This window comes from Actinomyces oris (assembly GCF_001937665.1).
GTDB lineage: Bacteria > Actinomycetota > Actinomycetes > Actinomycetales > Actinomycetaceae > Actinomyces > Actinomyces stomatis.
Genome location: NZ_MSKL01000019.1, coordinates 80,463 through 101,855, shown reverse-complemented (window position 1 = coordinate 101,855; position 21,393 = coordinate 80,463). Strand labels below are relative to the sequence as shown.

General features: G+C 69.8%; 16 protein-coding genes and 1 pseudogene. All 17 read right to left on the bottom strand.

Translation table 11 applies throughout. The features are described 5' to 3' along the window. Positions 1–178: pseudogene (locus tag BKH28_RS07935) on the bottom strand (alanine dehydrogenase); the annotation flags it as partial. Between the two features lie 83 nt (positions 179–261). Then, positions 262–1,749 carry an FAD-dependent oxidoreductase gene (locus tag BKH28_RS07930; RefSeq protein WP_075418286.1) on the bottom strand — a complete coding sequence of 496 codons (1,488 nt, stop codon included), beginning with the start codon at positions 1,747–1,749 and terminating at the stop codon, positions 262–264. Positions 1,750–2,035: 286 nt separating this feature from the next. Further along, entirely contained in the window at positions 2,036–3,433 is a 1,398-nt protein-coding gene (locus BKH28_RS13550) for an OmpA family protein (RefSeq protein WP_256695543.1), read from the bottom strand. A gap of 367 nt (positions 3,434–3,800) precedes the next feature. Continuing rightward, positions 3,801–4,907, bottom strand: coding sequence for a polyprenyl synthetase family protein (locus tag BKH28_RS07920; RefSeq protein ID WP_075418284.1), 1,107 nt, complete (start codon positions 4,905–4,907; stop codon positions 3,801–3,803). Beyond that, positions 4,904–6,517: an NADH-quinone oxidoreductase subunit NuoN gene (gene nuoN / locus BKH28_RS07915; protein WP_075418283.1), complete on the bottom strand. Its 1,614-nt coding sequence runs from the start codon at positions 6,515–6,517 to the stop codon at positions 4,904–4,906. Before nuoN ends, BKH28_RS07920 begins: the two co-directional genes overlap by 4 nt. Next, positions 6,514–8,118, bottom strand: a complete 1,605-nt coding sequence (locus tag BKH28_RS07910) for an NADH-quinone oxidoreductase subunit M (protein WP_075418282.1) — start codon at positions 8,116–8,118, stop codon at positions 6,514–6,516. The genes nuoN and BKH28_RS07910 overlap by 4 nt, the downstream gene beginning before the upstream one ends. A gap of 13 nt (positions 8,119–8,131) precedes the next feature. Then, positions 8,132–10,126 carry an NADH-quinone oxidoreductase subunit L gene (gene nuoL / locus BKH28_RS07905; protein WP_075418281.1) on the bottom strand — a complete coding sequence of 665 codons (1,995 nt, stop codon included), beginning with the start codon at positions 10,124–10,126 and terminating at the stop codon, positions 8,132–8,134. A gap of 17 nt (positions 10,127–10,143) precedes the next feature. Then, the gene (gene nuoK / locus BKH28_RS07900) at positions 10,144–10,449 is read right to left on the bottom strand and encodes an NADH-quinone oxidoreductase subunit NuoK (RefSeq protein ID WP_075418280.1); all 306 of its coding nucleotides are present in this window, start codon (positions 10,447–10,449) and stop codon (positions 10,144–10,146) included. Next, positions 10,446–11,447 (bottom strand): NADH-quinone oxidoreductase subunit J, encoded by a 1,002-nt coding sequence (locus tag BKH28_RS07895; protein ID WP_075418279.1) that lies wholly within the window; start codon positions 11,445–11,447, stop codon positions 10,446–10,448. Before BKH28_RS07895 ends, nuoK begins: the two co-directional genes overlap by 4 nt. Beyond that, on the bottom strand, positions 11,444–12,154 hold the full coding sequence (gene nuoI, locus BKH28_RS07890) for an NADH-quinone oxidoreductase subunit NuoI (RefSeq protein ID WP_075418278.1): 711 nt from the start codon (positions 12,152–12,154) through the stop codon (positions 11,444–11,446). The genes BKH28_RS07895 and nuoI overlap by 4 nt, the downstream gene beginning before the upstream one ends. Then, complete coding sequence (gene nuoH, locus BKH28_RS07885; RefSeq protein WP_075418277.1) at positions 12,147–13,751, bottom strand: NADH-quinone oxidoreductase subunit NuoH; 1,605 nt, start codon at positions 13,749–13,751, stop codon at positions 12,147–12,149. The genes nuoI and nuoH overlap by 8 nt, the downstream gene beginning before the upstream one ends. Then, the gene (locus BKH28_RS07880) at positions 13,748–16,495 is read right to left on the bottom strand and encodes an NADH-quinone oxidoreductase subunit G (RefSeq protein ID WP_075418276.1); all 2,748 of its coding nucleotides are present in this window, start codon (positions 16,493–16,495) and stop codon (positions 13,748–13,750) included. The genes nuoH and BKH28_RS07880 overlap by 4 nt, the downstream gene beginning before the upstream one ends. Before the next feature lie 3 nt (positions 16,496–16,498). Then, on the bottom strand, positions 16,499–17,830 hold the full coding sequence (nuoF, locus tag BKH28_RS07875; protein ID WP_075418275.1) for an NADH-quinone oxidoreductase subunit NuoF: 1,332 nt from the start codon (positions 17,828–17,830) through the stop codon (positions 16,499–16,501). Beyond that, positions 17,827–18,597 (bottom strand): NADH-quinone oxidoreductase subunit NuoE, encoded by a 771-nt coding sequence (nuoE, locus tag BKH28_RS07870; protein WP_075418274.1) that lies wholly within the window; start codon positions 18,595–18,597, stop codon positions 17,827–17,829. Before nuoE ends, nuoF begins: the two co-directional genes overlap by 4 nt. Continuing rightward, the gene (locus tag BKH28_RS07865; RefSeq protein WP_075418273.1) at positions 18,597–19,985 is read right to left on the bottom strand and encodes an NADH-quinone oxidoreductase subunit D; all 1,389 of its coding nucleotides are present in this window, start codon (positions 19,983–19,985) and stop codon (positions 18,597–18,599) included. The genes nuoE and BKH28_RS07865 overlap by 1 nt, the downstream gene beginning before the upstream one ends. After that, positions 19,985–20,770, bottom strand: a complete 786-nt coding sequence (locus tag BKH28_RS07860) for an NADH-quinone oxidoreductase subunit C (protein WP_075418272.1) — start codon at positions 20,768–20,770, stop codon at positions 19,985–19,987. Before BKH28_RS07860 ends, BKH28_RS07865 begins: the two co-directional genes overlap by 1 nt. Beyond that, on the bottom strand, positions 20,767–21,381 hold the full coding sequence (locus tag BKH28_RS07855; protein ID WP_175284728.1) for an NADH-quinone oxidoreductase subunit B: 615 nt from the start codon (positions 21,379–21,381) through the stop codon (positions 20,767–20,769). Before BKH28_RS07855 ends, BKH28_RS07860 begins: the two co-directional genes overlap by 4 nt. Positions 21,382–21,393: the final 12 nt, after the last annotated feature.

The window sequence follows — 21,393 nt, the reverse complement described above, 5'->3', positions numbered from 1 at the left end:
CGTCGGTCATGACTGCGCCGGCGGCGGTGTACTCCGCGTCGGGGATGGAGGCCCCCTGGCCGGCGCCCGCCTGGATGGTCACGGTGTGCCCGCGCCGGATGAGTGCGTGAACACCGGCCGGCGTGATGGCGACGCGGAACTCGTTGTCCTTGATCTCGGTGGGAACGCCGATTCGCATGGTTCTGCCTTCGGGGTGGTTGTGAAGGGGTGGTGTGGCGCGTGTGGGCCGGGGGCCGGCGGCGGGGCCGCCGGCCCCCGGGTTCAGTCGGCCAGGCGGTGGGCGACGCGCTCGGGGACGCGGCCCGCCTCGGGCTGGCCGATGAGGTCCTCGGGGACCTCGGTGGAGCGGGAGATCGCGGTCATGGCGTCACGGGAGACGACCTTGACGCGCTCACGCGGCTTGGACTCCCCTCCGGTGACGACGACCTCGCCGTAGCCCTCGCCGAGCTCGCGCTCGTAGGCGTCCAGCAGCTCCCAGCCCTCCCAGTTGGTGAAGGGGATGCCGCGGGACTCCAGCAGGGCGATGACGGCGTCGTGGCCGACCTGGGCCTCGTCACTGGTCTCGGCGTGCAGCAGGCCGGCGTTGGCGTCGGCCACGAGGTTGGTGATGGTCTCCTGCGCGTCGGACTTGGTGGAGCCGATGAGGCCCACGGGGCCGCGGCGGATCCAGCCGGTGGCGTACAGACCGGTCAGGGGCTTGCCGTCCTCACCGAGGACGCGGCCGCCCTCGTTGGGGACGACGTGCCGCTCGGCGTCGAAGGGGAGGCCCTCGATGGCGCTGGAGGCGTATCCGACGGCGCGGTAGACGGCCTGGACGGGCCAGTCGCGGTACTCGCCGGTGCCGGTGACGTTGCCGTCTCCGGTCAGGCGGGTGCGCTCGGTACGCAGGCCGACGACGTGGCCGTCGTCGTCGGTGAGGACCTCGTGGGGTGCGGAGAAGAGGTGGATGTGGATGCGGTGGGAGGCGGTGAGGTCCTCCGGCTCCTGCATCGCGTACCCCTCGAGGGCCTTGACGACCTGGCGCTGCTGGTTGGAGGAGGCCAGGGCCGCCTGCGAGCCCTCGTCGTACTCGAAGTCCTCCTCGTCGACGATGACGTCGACGTCGGCCTGCTTGCCGAGCTCGCGCAGCTCCAGCGGGGTGAACTTCACCTGGGCGGGGCCGCGGCGGCCGAAGACGTGTACGTCGGTGACCGGGGACTGCCGGAGGGTGGCGGCCACGTTCGCGGGGATCTCAGTGGTCATGAGGTCGTCGGCGTGCTTGGCCAGGACGCGGGCGATGTCCAGGGCGACGTTGCCGACGCCGATGACGGCGACCTCCTTGGCGCTCAGGTCCCAGGTGCGCGGGTGGTCGGGGTGCCCGTCGTACCAGGAGACGAAGTCGGCGCCGCCGTAGCACTCGGGGGCGTCGACGCCGGGGATGTCGAGGGGGGCGTCGGTGTCGGCTCCGGTGGAGAAGACGATGGCGTCGTAATGCTCGTGGAGCTCGGCCACCGAGATGTCGCGGCCGACCTCGACGTTGCCGATGAGCCGGATGTCCCCGCGCTGGAGGATCTTGTAGAGGGCCACGATGATCTGCTTGATGCGCGGGTGGTCGGGGGCGACGCCGTAGCGCACCAGCCCGTAGGGCGCAGGAAGCCGCTCGAACAGGTCGATACAGACGTCCAGACCCGACTTCGAGAGGATGTCCGAGGCGTAGATGCCTGCGGGGCCTGCTCCGATGACGGCGACATTGAGAGGACGTGCGTTCACTGTTCTTCGTTCCTGATTCAGGGGACGTGGACGTGGCGCCCGCGCTCCCGCTGCCGGGAGGGCCGGTTGATCCGGTCCGGGGCGACGGCGATGACGGCGGGGCACCGCGCCACAGTCTATGGAGGAAGGGCGGCCCTCCCCCAGGGCGCGGGCAACATCGCCGCTTTGAGCCGCGTCACGTCGGAGAGGCACCGGCGGGATCGGGCGGTGAGTCCTCCACCGGGGAGCCGATCAGGACGGCGCGGCACCCCCTTGTCGACCTCCCCCTTTCTGAGCGACAGAGGCGCTACGCGTTGACGACCGGGATGTCGGTAAGACGGGCGACAATCCTGTGCGGCGCAGTCGGATTGTTTCCATCGGGCAAGTCAACAACGACTCTGTCCCCGCCGGGGTCGGGCCATACAGTAGGCATACTCATCACGCCACCCGCAACAAGATCATAAACGAACGGGTTGGCCAACAAGCTGCCACTACCATCCGAGAAGTTGAACCCGGCCTCCAGGTAACGCTTTCCGCCACCGAGAACCGTCAGACTGAAAACTCCGAGGCTGAGTATATCGTGCTTCAGAGCCACCCACCCCAGCCCCTCAATACTTTCAGGCAAAACAAGGCATGCCGCGGGCATCATGACATCCTGTTCCGCTTCAATCCTGACGGTGCCGATCAAGAACTTACCCACCCGAGTGACACTATCGATCGACATGTGCGCCACCTTGTCACGAATCGTCACGTCAACTCCCTCAGGCCCTTTACCCACGGGGCCGGCAGCCTTTGGCATCGCGGTCGACGACGGTGCCGCGCCCGTGCTCGGCGGCGCACTGGACTCGGCGGGCTTCGAGGGTGTCAGAGTGATCTCCACACGACGGTTGACCTGCCGGTGCTCATCGGTGTCATTCGACACCCGAGGAGACGACTCCCCCTTGCCCGAGACCGACTCCTTCCACTTGGACAGGTCCGTCAGCCTCTTGAGCCGATCCGACACCGCCTTGGCCCGCCGCTCCGACAGATCCTGGTTATGCGCATCATCGGCCACATCATCGGTGTGCCCCGTGATCGTCAGATCCCCACCAGAGGGATACTTCTTGACCTGCTCCACCACACTCGCCAGCACGCTGTCAGCCTGAGCCGAGAGCTGATCGGAGTCTGTCGCGAACGTGACGTCCCCGGCCACCGTCACCGTCGTCGACTTCTCATCCTGCTTCGTATCCGACGAATCATCAGCAGCCAGCGACATGGTCTCGATCTTGAACGGCCCCGCCTCCGACTCGTCGAGCTTCGCCTTGGACACCACATCATTCACTGAGAAATCAGTCTCAGTATCCTTCAGCACCGGAACGCCTGTAGCAATCCCCACATAAGGCAGGAACAGATCCACGACGCCGACATCCTCGGGCGGCGCATGAAACACTGGGAATACTTCCAAAGGCTTATCTTTTTCAACACCATCATATAGATGACGTACTTCTTCGTCCAGTTCACGATACACCAAGCCCTTATCCAAAGAGAGCATTCTGATAGCAACCATCGTCCCCGGACGATATGCGTAACCGAATGGCTGAAACAGGCTCACATTCTCATCCGAGGTCGTTGTGAACACCAAGCGCACGACAGCGTACTTGCCGTTGACTGCGGCGGGACCCACCTCAACCGAGAGCGGAGCTCCTTTCCACTCCGCCTCCAGCATCACCCCACCATGGGGGCCAGTCGCGGTGGCAGCAGCACGCGGGGACGCAGCACCCGAGCTCTTCCCCGAGGAGGAGCCGCCCTTCGTGAGCACTCCGCAGCCCGTCAGAACAGCCCCGGCACCGGCCAGGGCGGGCAGGGCCAGGACGCCACGTCGGGTCAGTCGGGCACAGGAATCAGGAGACAGCGGCGTGGAGGACGGCATGTCGGGAACCTTTCGGCGCATCGGGAACACGTGCCTGGAACCCTATTCGCCGCTGTCCACGGCCCACGATGGGGAGGTACCCGTCTCTCCCCATCAGCTCCCCATCTCCCCATGGGGAGTCAATGGGTAGTTGCGAGGCCTCCTCAGCCCTCGGACCGGTCTGTCAGGCGGCCCGGTCCACGAGGATGCGGGCGAAGTCCTCCATAGCCGCACGCACCTGCACCACCCGTTCACCGGCGTCGGCCATAGCCTCCGCGGCGGCCTCACCCTCGATGCCGGCCCGGGTCAGGCGCTGCCGGGTGCCGTCAAGAACGGCCTCCTCCAGGCCCTCCAGGCCCTCGACCGCCTCGGTGGCCCAGGCCATGGCCATCTCGCGGGTACGGGCCAGGACCGGGTGCTCGCGCAGGCGAGCGACGACGTCGGCCAGGAAGGCGTCGTCGGACAGGTCACCGGTGGACAGGCGAGAGAGGATGGCCTGGCCGGCGGCATCGAGCTCACCGGCCGCCAGGGCCTTGCGCAGAAGGAGGACCGGCATGGTGTCCACGCCTTCGCGCAGGTCGGTGCCGGGGGTCTTGCCGGTGGTGGCCGAGTCGCTCATGAGGTCGATGACGTCGTCGGCCAGCTGGAAGGCCACGCCGATCTTGTCTCCGAACTCCTCCACGATCCGCTCTGTTCGCGCCCCGGCATCGGTGAGCATCGCCCCGAAGCGGGCGGACACCGCGATGAGGGAGCCGGTCTTGTCCGCCAGGACCTGGATGTAGTGGTCCACCGGGTCGGTGCCCGCAGGGCGAGGCAGGGTCTCATGGAGCTGGCCCATGCACAGGCGCTCGAAGGTCTTGGCGTGAGCCATGACGGCCTCCGGGCTGAGGGCCGCCACCAGCTGGGAGGCGCGGGCGACGAGGACGTCGCCGGTGAGGATGGCGGCGGAGTTGCCCCACACGGTCTGGGCGCTCGGGGCGCCGCGGCGCAGCGGGGCCTCGTCCATGACGTCGTCGTGGTAGAGGGTGGCGATGTGGGTCAGCTCCACGGCCACGCCGGCGTCGCGGATCTGCTCACCGGTGGCCAGGGCCGGGTCTCCGAGCTGGGCGGTCAGCAGGGCCAGGACCGGGCGCAGGCGCTTGCCGCCGGCCTCGGCCAGGTGCGAGGTCGGTGGGTTGATGGTCTCGTCGGCGCTGGTGACCACCTCCATGAGGCGGTCCTCGATGGTCTGGAGGGCGGGGACGATGCGCGACTCCAGCTCAGGGGCGCTCAGCGGCAGTGATCCGATCACGGAAGGAGCATAGCCGTCTGGTCGAACAGGTCGAAGGCGGTCTGCGGCAAAACGCCCAACCCGATTGTGGCTATCACCGCAACGCCGACCGCCAGGAGGATCGGGCCCTGGCTGCCCACGACCGCAGAGCGCTCGCCGTCGGGCTCATGGAAGAACATGAGCACGATGAGCCTCATGTAGAAGAAGGCGGTCACGGCCGAGCAGACGACGGCGAGGATGACGAAGGGCACCCCGTTACCGCTCAGGCCGGTGGCGAAGAGCCGGAACTTGGCCATGAAGCCGGCCGTCAGGGGCACTCCGGCGAAGGACAGCAGGAAGACGGTCATGGCTCCGGCCGCCCAGGGGCTGCGGCGTCCCAGCCCCTTGAAGGCATCCAGGTCGCCGTCCTCACCGCCTACGGAGCCGTCACGGTTGGAGCGCACCAGGGTGATGATGCCGAAGGCTCCCACGGTGGCGATCCCGTAGGTCAGGGCGTAGAAGCTGAGCGCGGAGATCGCCGCCTGGGAGTAGGCCAGGATCCCGATGAGCATGAAGCCGGCGTGGGCGATGGCCGAGTAGGCGAGCATGCGCTTGACGTCGTGCTGAACCACCCCGACGACGGTGCCCACGAGCATGGTCAGCGCCGCCACGGCCCACAGGGCGGGGGCCAGGTCCCAGCCCATGGCACCGGCGATCATGTAGTAGAAGCGCACGAGTGCCAGGAAGGCGGCGGCCTTGACCCCGGCGGCCATGAACCCGGTGACCGGGGTGGGGGCGCCCTGGTAGACGTCCGGGCTCCAGGCGTGGAAGGGCACGGCCGCCACCTTGAACAGCAGGCCGATGATCACCAGCATGAGGCCGGCCAGGACGAGCCACTCCTGCCCCGGCACGGTGCGCACGGCCTCGCCCAGGGTCTCGTAGTCGACGGCACCGGCCACCCCGTAGAGCAGGGCCGCTCCCATGAGGAGGAAGGCCGAGGCGAAGGCACCCAGCACGAAGTACTTCAGCGCCGCCTCCTGGCTGAGCAGCCGGCGGTGGCGGGCGGTGGCCGCCAGGATGTACAGCGGCAGGGAGATCATCTCCAGGATGACGAACAGCGTGATGAGGTCGCTGCTGGCTCCGAAGAGCATCATGCCGCCCAGCGAGAACAGGGTCAGGGGGAAGACCTCGGTCGTGGTCCACCCGGCCAGGAGGGACTCGGTCTCCTCCGCGCTGCCGGGCCGGTCAGCGGCCTGGGCCGCGAAGGCCCCGTCACCGACAGAGGTCCGGTCGGCCATGACCATGACGGCCAGCAGCCCGATGACCAGGAGGATGCCCTGGGCGGCGATGGAGAAGGGATCCTCGGTCAGGCCCGCGGACATGCGGGCACCCGGCAGGAAGCCCTTGGGGAGCTGGAACTGGGGCGTCGCCGCGGCGGCGGCCCCGGCGGCCTTGACCTCACCCCAGCGCAGGAACAGGGAGACCCCGGAGGCCAGGATGGCCAGAAGGCTCAGCGTGGACTGGATGGCCAGGCGGGCGGGTCGGGTGATGAATGCCTCCACGAGGACGCCCAGGACACCGGCGCCCAGGATGATGAGTACCGGCGTCAGGGCGTCCCAGTTGACGATCGGGGCAGTGGCTGAGGGGCTCACTTGGTGTTCCCTTCCGTAGCAGTGGAGGCGGCGGGCGCTTCGGATGCACCGCCGGCATCGTGGCTGTCACCGGCGACGACGGCGGAGGCGGCGTCCTGCGGGGAACGGGTCACCGTGAGCGCGACCTGCCGGGCGACGTCGTCGAGCGCGTGCGTGAGGGTGGCCGGGGCCAGCCCGAGCGCGAGCATCGCGGCGATGATGGGGACGACGACGAGGCGCTCACGCCCGTCGAGGTCGGGGCTGCCGACGCGCTCGGGCGCAGGCGCTCCGGTGAAGACCCGCTGGTAGGGCAGCAGCATGTAGACGGCGGCGATGACGACACCGACGACGGCTGCACCGCCCAGGGCCAGCGAGACCGAGAAGGTGCCGGTGAGCACCATCCACTCGGGCACGAATCCGCTCAGGCCCGGCAGGGCGATGGAGGCCAGCCCGCAGACCAGGAAGGTCCCGGCCACCAGCGGCATGACCCGGGCGATGCCGCCGAGCTCGCTGATGGCGACGGTCCCAGTGCGCCGCGCCATGAAGCCGGTGACCAGGTAGAGGCCGGCGATGGACAGCCCGTGGGCCACCATGTAGACCATGGCGCCGTTGGCGGCCACCTGGTTGCCGATGAAGATCCCCAGGACCATGAAGCCGAAGTGGCTCACGGAGGTGTAGGAGATGAGGCGGTAGAGGTTGTCCTGGGCGATGGCGGCCAGGCCCCCGTAGATGATGGAGACGACCGCCAGGACCAGGATCACCGGGGCGGCCCAGCGGGAGGCCTCCGGGAAGATCGGCAGGACCAGGGTGATCATGCCGAAGGTGCCGATCTTGTCCAGGATGCCGATGAGCAGCACCGAGGTGCCCGGAGTGGCCTGCTCGGCGGTGTCGGGCAGCCAGGTGTGGACCGGGACCAGCGGCGCCTTGATGGCGAAGGCGATGAAGAAGGTCAGGAAGATCCAGTGCCCCGCGGAGGCCGACACGTGCAGGTTGGCCGCCACCGAGTCGATGAGGAAGCTGGGGGTGCCGTTCTGGGCGGAGTGCAGGTAGACGGCGATGACGCCGATGAGCATGACGAGCCCGCCGGCCAGGGAGTACAGGAGGAACTTCAGGGCGGCGCGCTGACGCTTCTGTCCGCCGAAGCAGCCGATGAGGAAGTACACCGGGATGAGCATCGCCTCGAAGCACAGGTAGAACAGGAGCAGGTCCCGGGCCGAGAAGATGACGACGACGAAGAACTCCAGCGCCAGGACGAGCCCGGTGAACAGCCCCTGCCGGTCGGCGGGGACCTCGCCCCAGGAGGCGAGCAGCACCAGGGGCGTGACGAAGGCGGCCAGAAGCACCATGGACAGGCCCAGGCCGTTGACGCCCAGGGCCCAGGAGGCGCCGATGGCGGGGATCCAGGAGTGGGTGTCGGTCAACTGGACAGTGCCGGCGTGGCCCAGCTCGAAGGCGCTCAGCGCCCACAGGCCCAGGGCGAGGACCGCCAGGGAGAACACGAGACCCACGGCGCGGGCGTGGAGCCGGCGCAGCGGCGGAACCAGCCACAGCAGGAGCGCCCCGGCCAACGGCGTGATCGCCATGACGGTCAGGACGGGCAGCGATGCGGGAAGAGTCGGCATGTGACGTGTCCTCTCAGAACCTGGCGGCCAGGACGGCGATGAGTACGAGGACCGTTCCGGCCAGCATGTAGCCGGCGTAGGAGCGCACGTACCCGGACTCGGTGCGGCGGGTCAGGCGCCCCAGGGCGCCGGTGCCCGCGGCGGCACCCTCGATGGCGCCGTCGACGACGTAGCGCTCGACGGCGTCGGTGGCCAGGACCAGCCCCTGACCGGTGCGCATGGCCAGGGCCTCGTTGACGGCGTCCTGGTACATGTCCTTGCGGGCGGCCTCCACCAGGGGGTTGGTGGGCTGCAGGACGACGGGCACCGTGCGGCGCACGTACATCCACCAGGCCACGACAACCCCGACCACAACCAGGGCGAGGGTGGCGCCCATGATGACGGTGGCCGGCAGGACCGGCTCACCGTGCTCGGCGTGACCGGTGACCGGCTCCAGCCAGGTGACGAACATGTTGTTGTAGGTCAGCAGCCCGCCCAGGCCCGCGGAGAACACGGACAGGACGATCAGGGGCAGCGTCATGAGCCAGCCGGACTCGTGGGGATGGACCTCGCCCTCCAGGTCGTCTTTGGTGGTCCAGCGCTGCTTGCCGTGGAAGATCATGAAGAACAGGCGGGACATGTAGAAGGCGGTCAGGCCCGCGCCCAACAGGGCGATGGTTCCCAGGATCCAGGGCTTGGCGCCCTCGCCGATGAAGGCGGCCTCGATGAGGCGGTCCTTGGACCAGAAGCCGGAGAAGGGCGGCACCCCCAGGATGGCGAGCCAACCGATGCCCATGGTGACCCAGGTGATCGCCATGGCGCCGCGCAGGCCGCCGAAGCGGCGCATGTTGACCTGGTCGCCCATGGCGTGCATGACCGAGCCGGCCCCCAGGAAGAGCTGGGCCTTGAAGAAGCCGTGGGTGAGCAGGTGGAAGATGGCGAAGGCGTAGCCGATCGGGCCGAGACCGGCCCCCAGCATCATGTAGCCGATCTGGCTCATGGTGGAGGCGGCCAGGACCTTCTTCATGTCGTCCTTGGCGCTTCCGATGACGGCCCCCAGCAGCAGGGTGATGGCGCCGACGACGGCCACGGCCGTCTGGGCGCTCGGGGCTCCCTCGAAGACGGCGGCGGAGCGGACCATGAGGTAGACGCCGGCGGTGACCATGGTGGCTGCGTGGATGAGGGCGGAGACCGGTGTGGGGCCGGCCATGGCGTCACCCAGCCAGGCCTGGAGGGGGAACTGGGCGGACTTGCCGCAGGCCGCCAGGAGCAGGAAGAAGCCGATGGCGGTGAGCCAGCCCGTGGTCACCGAGCCGTCGAGGGCGGCGGCGGAGACGTCGTCGAAGGAGACCGAGCCGATCTGGCCGACGATCGTCATCATGGCCAGCAGGAGACCGACGTCGCCCACACGGTTCATGACGAAGGCCTTCTTGGCGGCGGCGGCGTTCTCGCGACTGGTGGCCTGCTCGCCCTGGGGCGCATCGGCGTCGGCGGTGTTCCAGAAGCCGATGAGCAGGTAGGAGGCCAGGCCCACGCCCTCCCAGCCGACGAAGAGCACGATGTAGGAGTCGCCCAGGACCAGGGTGAGCATCGCGGCGATGAAGAGGTTGAGATAGGCGAAGAAACGGCGCCGGTCGCGGTCGTGGGCCATGTAGGCCACCGAGTACAGGTGGATGAGGAAGCCGACGCAGGTGACCAGGGTGACGAAGGTCAGCGACAGCGGGTCCAGGCGCAGGCCGACGTCGATGTTCAGGTTCCCGGCGGAGAACCAGTGGTAGAGGGGCAGGCCGATGACGCGTTCCTCGGCGGGCAGGCCCAGGACCTGCACGAGGATGCCCACACCGAGGCAGGCGGCGGCGAAGGAGGCGGCCAGACCCAGCCAGTGGCCCCAGGCGTTGGAGCGGCGGCCGGCCAGCAGCAGGAAGGCGGCGGAGGCCGCGGGGACGGCGATGAGCAGCCAGGCCCAGGAGGCCGGGCCGGTGGCCTCGGTCAGGGGCGTCACAACGGCGGTGACAGGAGCGGGAAGCATGTCGGTGGTCTCTCCCCTCAGTTCTTGAGCAGGTTCTCGTCGTCGACCGACGTGGACCTGCGGGTGCGGAAGATGGAAACGACGATGCTCAGACCCACCACGACCTCGGCGGCGGCCACCACCATGACGAAGAAGGCGAAGACCTGACCGGTGAGGTTGCCGTGGATCCGGGAGAAGGTCACCAGGACGAGGTTGACGGAGTTGAGCATGAGCTCAACTCCCATGAGCTCGATGATGGCGTTGCGGCGCAGCAGCACCGTGAGCGCCCCCAGGGTGAACAGCACCCCGGCCAGGACGAGGTAGACGGTGATGGGGAGACTCACTTCTCCTCCTTCTGCTCCGGGGCGGCCGAGTCGGCTGCCCCGTCATCGCTGAGGACGGGCTGCTTGACGGCGGGGGCGGCGGCGCCGGGCATGGCGGGCATCCCGGAGCGGCGGGCGGCCCGGGAGCCGCCGGTTGCACCGGCCTCCGGGGCGCCGTCCAGGCGGGAGACGATCGTCCCCGAGCGCTGGGCCAGACCCATCTCCGGGGAGACGTCGGACAGCTCCAGGCCCTGTCCGCGGGCCCGCAGGACCCTGGGCACGGACTCCTCCACGGCCTCGCCCTGCGCGTCCAGGGCCGGGGCGGCGGCGGAGTTGGTGGAGGCGTAGACGCCGGGCATCGGCTTCTGGCCCGGGTGGGCGCTCTTGGTGGCGTAGTCCTGCATCTTGCCGGCGGCCACCCCGCGCTGGCTGAGCCGAGCCCGGATGCGCTGACGGTGGGTGAGGGTCAGGGCGCCGACGGCGGCGACGATGAGCAGGATGGCGGTCAGCTCCATGGTGACGACGTGGTCGTGGTAGAGCGTGACGGCCAGCAGGTCGGGCGCGGCCTTGGCGCCGTCCTTGAGGCCGACCGGCGTCGGCAGGGTGGAGCGCCACACGACGGCGGTCAGGGCGCCGGCCAGCCCCAGTCCCAGCAGGATGAGGACCGGGCGCCTCATGACGGTACCGGCGGCTCCCACCGGCTCGTCGCCGCCGACGCCCACGAGCATGATGACGAACAGGACGAGGGTCATGACGGCGCCGGTGTAGACCACGACCTGGGTGATGCCCATGAAGGGCGACTCGTTGACGATGTAGAGGACGGCCAGCGAGACCATGATGCCGATCATGTTGATGGCGGCGTTCACGGCGCGCTTGGCGGTCAGGACGCCGATGCCGCAGGCCACGGTGACCAGGGCGACGACGCCGAACACGATGGCCTCGCCCAGCCCCAGGTGACCGTCCTGAGTCAGGGCGGTGGGGACGGCGGCGGAGGCTCCGGTCATCAGGAGGGCGCTCATCGCAGGGCTCCCTTCGCAGTCTGACGGCTACCCCGACCGGAGGCGGTGGGGACGGCCTTGGCGCGGGCATCGTCCAGACTGGGGTCGTCGGGCCGGTGGGCCCGCACCCAGTCGATCTGGGCCTGGGTGGAGCCGACGACCCGCCCGCGGTAGTAGTCGCCGTCCTCGGTGCCCTCGACCATGGGGTGGGGCGCGGCCACGGCGCCCTCGGGCACGGGGGCCAGCAGGTCCTCCTTCTCGTAGATGAGACCCTCGCGGCCGGGGCCGACGAGCTCATCGAAGTCGGTGGACATGGTCAGGGCCCGGGTGGGGCAGGCCTCGATGCACATGCCGCAGAAGATGCAGCGCAGGTAGTTGATCTGGTAGACGCGCCCATAGCGCTCGCCGGGCGAGTACTGGGCGCCGGGTTCGTTGGAGGCGGCCTCGACGTAGATCGCGTCGGCGGGGCAGGCCCAGGCGCACAGCTCGCAGCCGATGCACTTCTCCAGGCCGTCGTCGTAGCGGTTGAGCTGATGGCGCCCGTGGTAGCGGGGCATCACCTGGGGCGGCTCGAAGGGGTACTGCTCGGTGACCACGGGACGGAACATCGAGGAGATGGTGACCCCGTAGCCGGCCACGGGCGCGAAGGCCCGGGCCAGGGCGGAGGGAGCGTCGCGCAGCCACTTGTCGTGCTGCGAGCCCCGGGAACGGTGGGGGCGATCAGTCATCTTTTCCCTCCTGGGGTGCCTCAGCGGCCGTGTCTGTGTCCTTGCCACCGGCCGAGTCGGCCTTGAGGTCAAGGGTGAAGGTGGGCAGGGCGGTGGCCGCGTCCGTGCCGACCGAGTCGGGGGACTCGGCGGATGCGGCGGAGTCCGCGGAGCCGGCCGCGTCGTCGTCCTCGAGGTCGACGTCCTCCAGCAGACCGACGGCGGTGACCGCCCCGGTCTCGGAGTCATCGGCCGCGGTGGCCGCCTCCGCCGCCAGGGCGGCGCGACGGGCACGCGGTGAGGGGGGCAGGGACTTGCCCGGAGGCGGCGGGACGGGGAAGCCCTCGAGGAAGGCGACGTGATCGTCGTCGGCGCTCAGGATCTCGACGTCGTCGTCGGCGTCCTCGTCGTCGTACTCGTCGTAGAGCTCCTCCTCTTCCTCCTTGTCGGGCATGAGGAAGAGGATGAACATGATGACGCAGAAGACACCGGCCATCGGCAGCAGCAGTGCCTGCACGGAGGCGCCCGAGAAGGTGCGGAAGGCGCGCACCACTGCCACCAGCACGAACCAGACCAGGGAGATCGGGATGAGAACCTTCCAGCCCAGCTTCATGAAGTGGTCGTAGCGGATGCGCACCAGGGTTCCACGGGTCCAGATCATGAAGAACATGACGGCCCAGACCTTGGCGACGAACCACAGCATCGGCCACCAACCGGAGTTGGCGCCCTCCCAGAACAGGCCGAGGATCGCCGAGCGCCAGCCGCCCAGGAACAGGGTAACGCACACGGCCGAGACGTTGAACATGTTGATGTACTCGGCCAGGAAGTACCAGGCGAACTTCATCGAGGAGTACTCGACCATGTGGCCGGCGACGAGCTCGCCCTCGGCCTCGGGAAGGTCGAAGGGGAGGCGGTTGACCTCACCGACCATGGAGATGACGTAGATGATGAAGCTGGGCACCATCGCCACGGCCCACCAGATGCGCTGCTGGGCGCTGACGATCCCGGAGGTGGACATGGTCCCCGAGGCCAGGAAGACCGTGAGGATGGACAGGCTCATGCTCAGCTCGTAGGAGATGACCTGAGCGGCGCTGCGCACGGCGCCGAAGAGCGGGTAGGTGGAGTGCGTGGACCAGCCGCCCAGGATGATCCCGTAGACGCCGAAGGCGGTGATGGCCAGGATGTAGAGGACCGCCACCGGGAAGTCGGTCAGCTGCAGGGGCGTGGAGTGGCCGAAGATGCTCACCTGCGGCCCGAAGGGGATGACCGCGTAGACCATGAAGGCGCTGAAGGCGGCGATGAGCGGCGCCAGGAGGTAGATGACCTTCTCGGCCCCCTTGAGCCAGAAGTCCTCCTTCATGATGAGCTTGCCGGCGTCGGCGACCGCCTGGAGCAGGCCCAGGGGGCCGTTGACGTTGGGGCCCAGACGGGTCTGCATACGGGCCAGGCCGCGTCGCTCCACCCACAGCGCCATCATGACGCTGACGATGAGGAAGGCGACGATGAAGCCGGCCTTGATGAGGGTCAGCCACCAGGTCTCGGCGGAGAAGTCGGCGGTCACGCCTCCGTTGGAGATGGCGTCGTCGGCGGCGGCCTGAGCCGCGTGGATCGGGTTCACCTCAGTACCTCCGCTGCGTGGGTCAGGGTGACCTGGGAGCCGTGCCCGGCACCCAGGGTCTGGTGGACGGTGGATCCGGCCGAGCACTCGGGCAGCCACACGGTGCCGTCGCTGACTCCGCCGACGACGGCCGGCAGGGTGATCGATCCGGTGGCGGTCGCCACGGTCACCTCCTGGCCGGCTGCCAGCGACAGGCGCTGGGCGAGGTCGGCGCCCACCCGGGCGATGGGGCGCAGGGCGGTGGCCGCCAGGAAGGGCTCGCCGTCCTGGAGGCGTCCGGCGTCGAGCATGGGCTTGTGAGTGGTCAGGCGCGCCTCCACGCCGTCGGCGGGGACGGGGGCACCGGCGCAGACCACTGGGGCGGGCCCGAAGGCGACCGGCGTGCGCTTCCCGCGCCACAGGCCCAGGTCGGCGAGCTGCTCGTGCAGGACGACCAGGTCGTCGACCTGGAGGTCGACTCCCATCTCGTCGGCGAGCATGCCCAGGACCTGGCGGTCGGTGCGGGCGCGTGAGACATGGGCCTGACCGAAGGGGCGCACACGCCCCTCCCAGTTGACGAAGGTGCCGTTCTTCTCCACGGCCGGGGCGACGGGCAGGACGACGTCGGCGTGCTCGCTGACCTCGCTGCGGCGCACCTCGAGCTGGACGGTGAAGCCACTGGCGGCGAGGGCCGCGCGGGCCAGGCCCGGGTCGGGGAAGTCGCGCAGATCGACACCGCCGACGACGGTGCCGCCGAGGCTCCCCTCCAGGAGGGCCGAGAGGATGCCGGTGGCATCGCGGCCCGGTGAGGCGGGCAGAGGGTGCTCGGGACCCAGGTTCCAGGCCCGCTCGACCTGGGCACGGGCCTCGGAGTCGGCCACGGGGCGACCGCCGGGCAGGAGGCCGGGCAGCAGGCCCGCCTCGATGCCACCGCGCTCGCCGCTGCGGCGCGGGACCCAGGCCAGGTGGGCGCCGGTGGCGGTGGCCAGGGCGTCGGCGACGCTCAGCAGGCCGGGAACGCGGGCGGCGCGCTCACCGATGAGGATGGTGGCGCCGTCGGCCCGCAGGGCCTCGACGAGGTCGGGGTGGGTCTGGCTGAGGTGGGCGACGACGCGGGCCTCCTCACCGGGCGGGGTGAGGATGGCCTGGGCGGAGAGCTTGCGGCTGCCGGCGCTCAGGCAGGTGGTCACGGTGGCCACCTTGACGCCTCCGGCGCGCACCCCCTTGCGCAGGCGCAGGAACAGGGAGCCGCACTCGTCCTCGGGCTCCAGGCCCAGGAGCAGGACCTGTCCGGCCTTCTCCAGGTGGCGGTAGGTGACGGCGCCCAGTCCGGTGCCGGCCACCCGGGCGGCTAGGAAGGTGTCCTCCTCCTGGCTGTGGGCGCGCACGCGCTGATCGATGTCGTTGGTGCCCAGGACGGTGCGGGCGAAGCGGGACCAGGCCCAGGCGTCCTCCAGGGTGAGGCGGCCGCCGGGCAGGAGCCCCACTCCCCCGTCGGAGGCGGCGCGGGCCAGTCCCTGGGCGGCCACGTCCAGGGCGTCGGACCAGGAGGTGGTGACGAGCTCGCCGGTCTCCTCGTCGCGCACGAGTGGCACGGTGAGGCGGTCGGGCTGGGAGGACCAGGTGAAGGCGAAGCGGTCCTTGTCGGTGATCCACTCCTCGTTGACCTCGGGGTCGTTGCCGGCGAGGTGGCGCAGGACGACGCCGCGGCGCATGTCGACGCGGATGGCGGAGCCGGAGGCGTCGTGCTCGGTGACGGAGTCGGTGGAGACCAGGTCCATGGGGCGGGCCCGGAAGCGGTACTTCGCGGAGGTCAGGGCGCCCACGGGGCAGATCTGGATGATGTTGCCCGAGAAGTAGGAGGCGAAGGGGCGCCCGGAGGCGTCCAGGTCCTCGCGGCCGGTGGCCAGGTCGGGGCCGTAGTCGGTGCCGTCGGAGGCGCCGGGCTCACCGCCGGGACCGGTCAGGTCGCCCAGGGCGGTCAGGGAGGGCACGCCGCGGATCGTCTGGAGGTCGGCGTCGAGCGGCTGCTGGGTCGGCTCGGTGTGGAAGTCCAGGACGCGGGCGTCGAAGCGCCCGATCTGCTCGGAGTACAGGCCCCCGGCGTGCTCGGGGTCGCCGTCCATGTCGAAGGAGGGGTGCCCGCCGCCGCGGCCCTGGAGGGCGATGAAGGGGTCACCGGGGATCTGGTCGGCGAAGCGCACGCAGCGCTGGCACAGGATGCAGCGGTCACGGTCCAGCAGGATGTTGCTGGTCAGGCGCAGCGGCTTGGGGAAGGTGCGCTTGACGTCGGTGAAGCGGGTGGCGGACTGGGCGCCGGAGGCCATGAGCTCCAGGGCCTGGTTCTGCAGGGGGCACTCACCGCCCTTGTCGCACACCGGGCAGTCCAGCGGGTGGTTGATGAGGAGGAACTCCATGGTGCCGGCCTGGGCCTTGGCGGCGACCTCGCTGGTGGCCTGGGTGGAGATCTCCATGCCCTCCATGGCGGTCATGGCGCAGGAGGGCTGAGGCTTGGGCATGGGCCGCACGACGCCGTCGCGCCCCGGCATGGCCACCTCCACCAGGCACTGGCGGCAGTTGGCCGACGGCGCGAGCAGCGGGTGGTCGCAGAAGCGCGGGATGCGCACGCCGACCTGCTCGGCGGCACGGATGAGGAGGGTCCCCTTCTCGACCTCGACGGGGAGGCCGTCGATGGTCATGTGGACCATCTCGGGGGCCGGCGGCGCCGCGGGTGCGGAGCTCTTGGTGGTCGTCTCAGCAGTCATGGCTCACCGTGCGCTTTCGAAGACGGAGGAGGCGGCGTAGGGGAAGAGCTCACCGGCGGCGGCGGTGTAGCCGGCCTCGAACTCCTCGCGGAACCGCTTGATGCCGGTCAGGACCGGGGTGGCGGAGGCGTCGCCCAGGGCGCAGAAGGAGCGTCCGGCGATGTTGGAGGCGATGGACTCGAGCTTCTCGACGTCGCCGGGCAGCCCGCGCCCGGCCTCCAGCCGCAGCATGATCTGGCGCATCCAGTAGGTGCCCTCGCGGCAGGGGGTGCACTTGCCGCAGGACTCGTGCTGGTAGAACTCGGTCCACCGGGTGACCACGCGCACCACGGAGACGGTCTCGTCGAAGACCTGCAGGGCGCGGGTCCCCAGCATGGAGCCGGCCTCGGCCACGGACTCGTAGTCCAGGGGGACGTCGAGCTCGTCGGGCCCGAAGATCGGAGTCGAGGAGCCTCCCGGCACCCAGAACTTCAGCTCGTGGCCGGGGCGGATGCCGCCGGAGAGCTCGATGAGCTCGCGCATGGTGATGCCGAAGGGGGCCTCGTACTGGCCGGGGTGGGCCACGTGGCCGGAGACGGAGAAGATGCCGTGTCCCTTGGACTTCTCAGTGCCCATGGTGGAGTACCACTGGGCGCCACGGGCCAGGATCGCCGGGACCGAGGCGATGGTCTCGACATTGTTGACCACTGTGGGACGGGCGTAGAGGCCGGCGACGGCGGGGAAGGGCGGCTTGAGGCGGGGGTGGCCGCGGCGGCCCTCCAGGGAGTCCAGCAGGGCGGTCTCCTCACCGCAGATGTAGGCGCCGGCGCCGGCGTGGGCGGTGATGCGCAGCCGCTGCTGGCCGTCGAGCCCGAAGCCGGTGTCCAGCAGGCCGGACTCGGTGGCCTCGCGCACGGCGCTGAGCAGACGGCGGTAGACGTGGGGGACCTCGCCGCGCAGGTAGACGAAGGCGTGGTCGCCGCCGATGGCGCGCGAGGTGATGGCGATGCCCTCGATGAGTGCCTGCGGGTTGGACATGATCGTGGGGATGTCCTTGCAGGTGCCCGGCTCGGACTCGTCGGCGTTGACCACGAGGTATCGCGGGCCGCCGTCGACCGGGGGCAGGAAGGACCACTTCAGGCCGGTGGGGAAGCCGGCGCCGCCGCGGCCGCGCAGGCCGGAGTCCTTGATGAGGGTGATGAGGTCCTCGCTGCTGAGGGTCTTGGCCCTCTTCAGGCCCTCATAGCCGCCGTGGTCGAGGTAGGCCTGCAGGGTCCAGGAGCGCTCCTGGTCCCACAGGTCGCTCAGGACCGGGGTGAGGGTTCCCGGCGCGGTGTAGGTGGCGGTGTCGCTCACTTGGTCTCCTCCTTCGGCGCGGTCCAGCCCTGCTCGCGGGCGATGCGCAGGCCGCGCAGGGTCGGCTCACCGGGGCCGCGCCCCTCGTCGGTGCGGCCGTCCTCGAAGCCGGCCAGCAGGCGCTCGTTCTCGCGGAAGGTGGGGACGGTCTCGGGGCCGCGGGTGGGAGCGATGTCCTCGCCACGCTCGAGGGCCTTGATCATGGCGACGGCGGAGTCGGGGGTCTGGTTGTCGAAGAACTCCCAGTTGACCATGACGACGGGGGCGTAGTCGCAGGCGGCGTTGCACTCGACGCGCTCGAGGCTGATGGTGCCGTCCTCGCTGGTCTCCTCGGCGCCCAGACCGGTGTGCTCGGTGACCGCCGACCAGATCTCGTCCCCGCCCATGACGGCGCACAGGGCGTTGGTGCACACGCCCACGTGATAGGTGCCGACCGGGTGGCGGCGGAACTGGCTGTAGAAGGTGGCCACGGCGCTGACCTCGGCCCGCTCCAGGCCGAGCCGGGCGGCGCACAGCGCGATGCCGGCCGGCGAGACGTAGCCGTCCACGGACTGGATGAGGTGGAGCATCGGGATGAGGGCGCTGCGCTCCTTGCCCTCCGGGTAGCGGGCGATGATCCGCTCGATGTCGTCCTGGAGGCCCTGGGCGACCTCGGCGCTGTAGCCGGCGGCGACGGCGGCGGCCGCGACGGTGCTCACCGGGCCGACCGCGCTGACGGTCGCGATGGTCTCGACGGCTGGGTTGACTGCGTTCTCGGTGGTGCTCATCAGCGGTCCACGCCTCCCAGGACGGGGTCGATGGAGGCCAGGGTGGGCACGAGGTCGGCGATCATGCCGCCCTCCCCCATCATGGCCAGCGACTGCAGGTTGGAGAAGGAGGGGTCGCGGAAGTGGACCCGGTAGGGGCGGGTACCGCCGTCGGAGACGGCGTGGACGCCCAGGATCCCCTTGGCGTGCTCGACGGTCTGGTAGACCTGCCCGGCAGGGACCCTGAAGCCCTGGGTCACCAGCTTGAAGTGGTGGATGAGGGACTCCATGGAGCTGCCCATGATCTCGCGCACGTGCTCCAGGGACTGACCCTGGCCGTCAGTGGCGATGGACATGCGGGCGGGCCAGGCGATGGTCGGGTCGGCCACCATCGTGGTGTTGGACGGGTCGTCGCCGCGGGCGGAGATCTCGTCGAGGCGGTCCAGGCACTGGGAGACGATCTTGAGGGACTCGTAGGCCTCGTCCAGGCGGATGCGCAGGCGGTTGTAGCAGTCGGAGACCCTGTAGGTGGGGACCCGGAAGTCGTAGGTCTCGTAGCCGCAATAGGGCTTGGAGCGCCGCAGGTCCAGCGGGTAGCCGGCCGCGCGCAGGCACGGCCCGGTCAGGCCCAGGGCGAGCCCACCGGCGAGGCTGATCTCCCCCACGCCGATGAAGCGGGACTTGAGGATCGGGTTCTCCAGGAGCAGCAGCTCGAGCTCGTGGATGTCTTTCTTCATGTCCGGCATGACCGAGCGCACGAACTCGGTGAAGCCCTCGGGGATGTCCTGGGCCAGCCCCCCGGGGCGGATGTAGGCGTGGTTCATGCGCAGCCCGGAGACCATCTCGAAGGCCTTGAGGATGTTCTCGCGGCAGCGGAAGGCGATGGTCATGAGCGTGGTGCCGCCCATCTCGTTGCCCCCGGTGCCCACGGCCACGACGTGGGAGGCGATGCGGTTGAGCTCCATGAGCAGCACGCGGGTGACGGAGGCCTTCTCGGGGATGTCGTCGGTGATGCCCAGGAGCTTCTCAACGGCGAGCGCGTAGCCGACCTCCTGGAAGAAGGGGGCCACGTAGTCCATGCGGGTCACGAAGGTCTCGCCCTGCACCCAGGTGCGGTACTCCATGTTCTTCTCGATACCGGTGTGCAGGTAGCCGGTTCCGACACGGACCTCAGTGACGACCTCACCGTCGGCCTCCAGGACCAGGCGCAGCACGCCGTGGGTGGAGGGGTGGACCGGGCCCATGTTGAGGACGATCCGGTCGTTGCGCAGGCGGTCGGCCTCGTCACGCTCGGCGATCTGGGCGACGACGTCGTCCCAGTCCCCACCGCTGACGGTGAACTGCTCGGCGCCGGCGGACAGCTCGTCCGTGGCGGGGCCGGAGGCGCGGAAGGTGCTTGTGGTGCTCATCAGCGGTAGGACCTCCGGGTGTCGGCGGGCGGCGTCTGGGCGCCCTTGTACTCGACGGGGATGCCGCCCAGCGGGTAGTCCTTGCGCTGGGGGTGGCCCACCCAGTCGTCGGGCATGGCGGTGCGGGTCAGGTGGGGGTGGCCGTCGAAGACGATGCCCATGAGGTCCCAGGTCTCACGCTCGTGCCAGTCGTTCCCGGGGTAGAGCGAGACGAGGGAGGGAACGTGCGGGTCGGTCTCGGGGCAGGTGACCTGAAGGCGCAGCTGGCGCCCGCCGTGGGTCAGGCTCATGAACTCGATGCAGGCGTGCAGCTCGCGCCCGGTCAGCTCGGGGTAGTGGACGCCGCTGACACCCAGGCACAGCTCGAAGCGCAGGTCCTGGTCGTCGCGCAGGGGGCGGGCGACGTCGAGCAGGTGCTCTCGGGCGATGAACAGGGTGAGCTCGTCGTGCTCGATGACGACCTTCTCGATGGCGGCGGCCGGGTCGATGCCGGCCTCCTGAAGGTCCTCGATCAGGGCGTCGACGACGCCGTCGAACCAGCCGCCGTAGGGGCGCACGGCGGCGGGGGCGAGGGTGACGACGCTGCGGTGCTCGCCGTAGCCGGTGGTGTCGCCAGCGTCGGAGGCGCCGAACTGGCCGGTGGGGGCGGCGATGACCTCCAGGCGCAGCTCGGGGCGCACGGGGGTGCCGGCGACCTCGGGGACGTCGGGGACCGCCGAGACCTCGGGGATCTCGGACACGGCGTCGGAGCCCGAGTCGTGTCCCGGAGCGTTCTTCTCACTCATGCCAGAAGGCCCTTCATCTCATGGGTGGGGGTGGCCGACAGGGCGGCGGCCTCGACGGCGCGGGCGATCTCCTCGCGGTGCTTGAACAGCGGCTTCTTCTCGATCTGGCGGGTGAGCTCGAGCATGGCGTTGAGGAGCATCTCGGGGCGCGGCGGGCAGCCGGGCAGGTAGATGTCCACCGGGACGATGTGGTCGCAGCCCTGGACGACGGCGTAGTTGTTGAAGATGCCTCCCGATGAGGCGCAGGCCCCCATGGAGATGACCCACTTGGGCTCGGGCATGGAGTCGTAGACATTGCGCACGATCGGGGCCATCTTGTGGGAGACGCGGCCCGAGACGATCATGACGTCGGCGTGGCGCGGGGAGGCGCGGAAGACCTCCCAGCCGAAGCGGGCCATGTCGAAGCGGGGGGTGCCGGCGGCCATCATCTCGATGGCGCAGCAGGCCAGGCCCATGGTGACGGGCCACATGGAGCGGGCCTGGGCCAGGCCCGCGAGCTTCTCGACGGTGGTCAGCAGGAAGCCCGGGCTGTCCACCTCGGCGGCAGCGGCGGCGTAAGGGTCATTGCGCTTGGAGGGGATGGACGCCATGTAGGCGTTGTGCTTTTTCATGCTCTTCACTGC

Bases quoted from the DNA above. Each gene is read 5' to 3' on its own strand.
- BKH28_RS07910 (WP_075418282.1), bottom strand. From the start codon at position 8,118: ATGCCGACTCTTCCCGCATCGCTGCCCGTCCTGACCGTCATGGCGATC.
- nuoI (WP_075418278.1), bottom strand. From the start codon at position 12,154: ATGACTGATCGCCCCCACCGTTCCCGGGGCTCGCAGCACGACAAGTGG.
- BKH28_RS07865 (WP_075418273.1), bottom strand. From the start codon at position 19,985: ATGAGCACCACAAGCACCTTCCGCGCCTCCGGCCCCGCCACGGACGAG.
- BKH28_RS07860 (WP_075418272.1), bottom strand. From the start codon at position 20,770: ATGAGTGAGAAGAACGCTCCGGGACACGACTCGGGCTCCGACGCCGTG.
- nuoL (WP_075418281.1), bottom strand. From the start codon at position 10,126: ATGCTTCCCGCTCCTGTCACCGCCGTTGTGACGCCCCTGACCGAGGCC.
- BKH28_RS07855 (WP_175284728.1), bottom strand. From the start codon at position 21,381: ATGAAAAAGCACAACGCCTACATGGCGTCCATCCCCTCCAAGCGCAAT.
- BKH28_RS13550 (WP_256695543.1), bottom strand. From the start codon at position 3,433: ATGCTGGAGGCGGAGTGGAAAGGAGCTCCGCTCTCGGTTGAGGTGGGT.
- nuoE (WP_075418274.1), bottom strand. From the start codon at position 18,597: ATGAGCACCACCGAGAACGCAGTCAACCCAGCCGTCGAGACCATCGCG.
- BKH28_RS07895 (WP_075418279.1), bottom strand. From the start codon at position 11,447: ATGAGCGCCCTCCTGATGACCGGAGCCTCCGCCGCCGTCCCCACCGCC.
- BKH28_RS07880 (WP_075418276.1), bottom strand. From the start codon at position 16,495: ATGACTGCTGAGACGACCACCAAGAGCTCCGCACCCGCGGCGCCGCCG.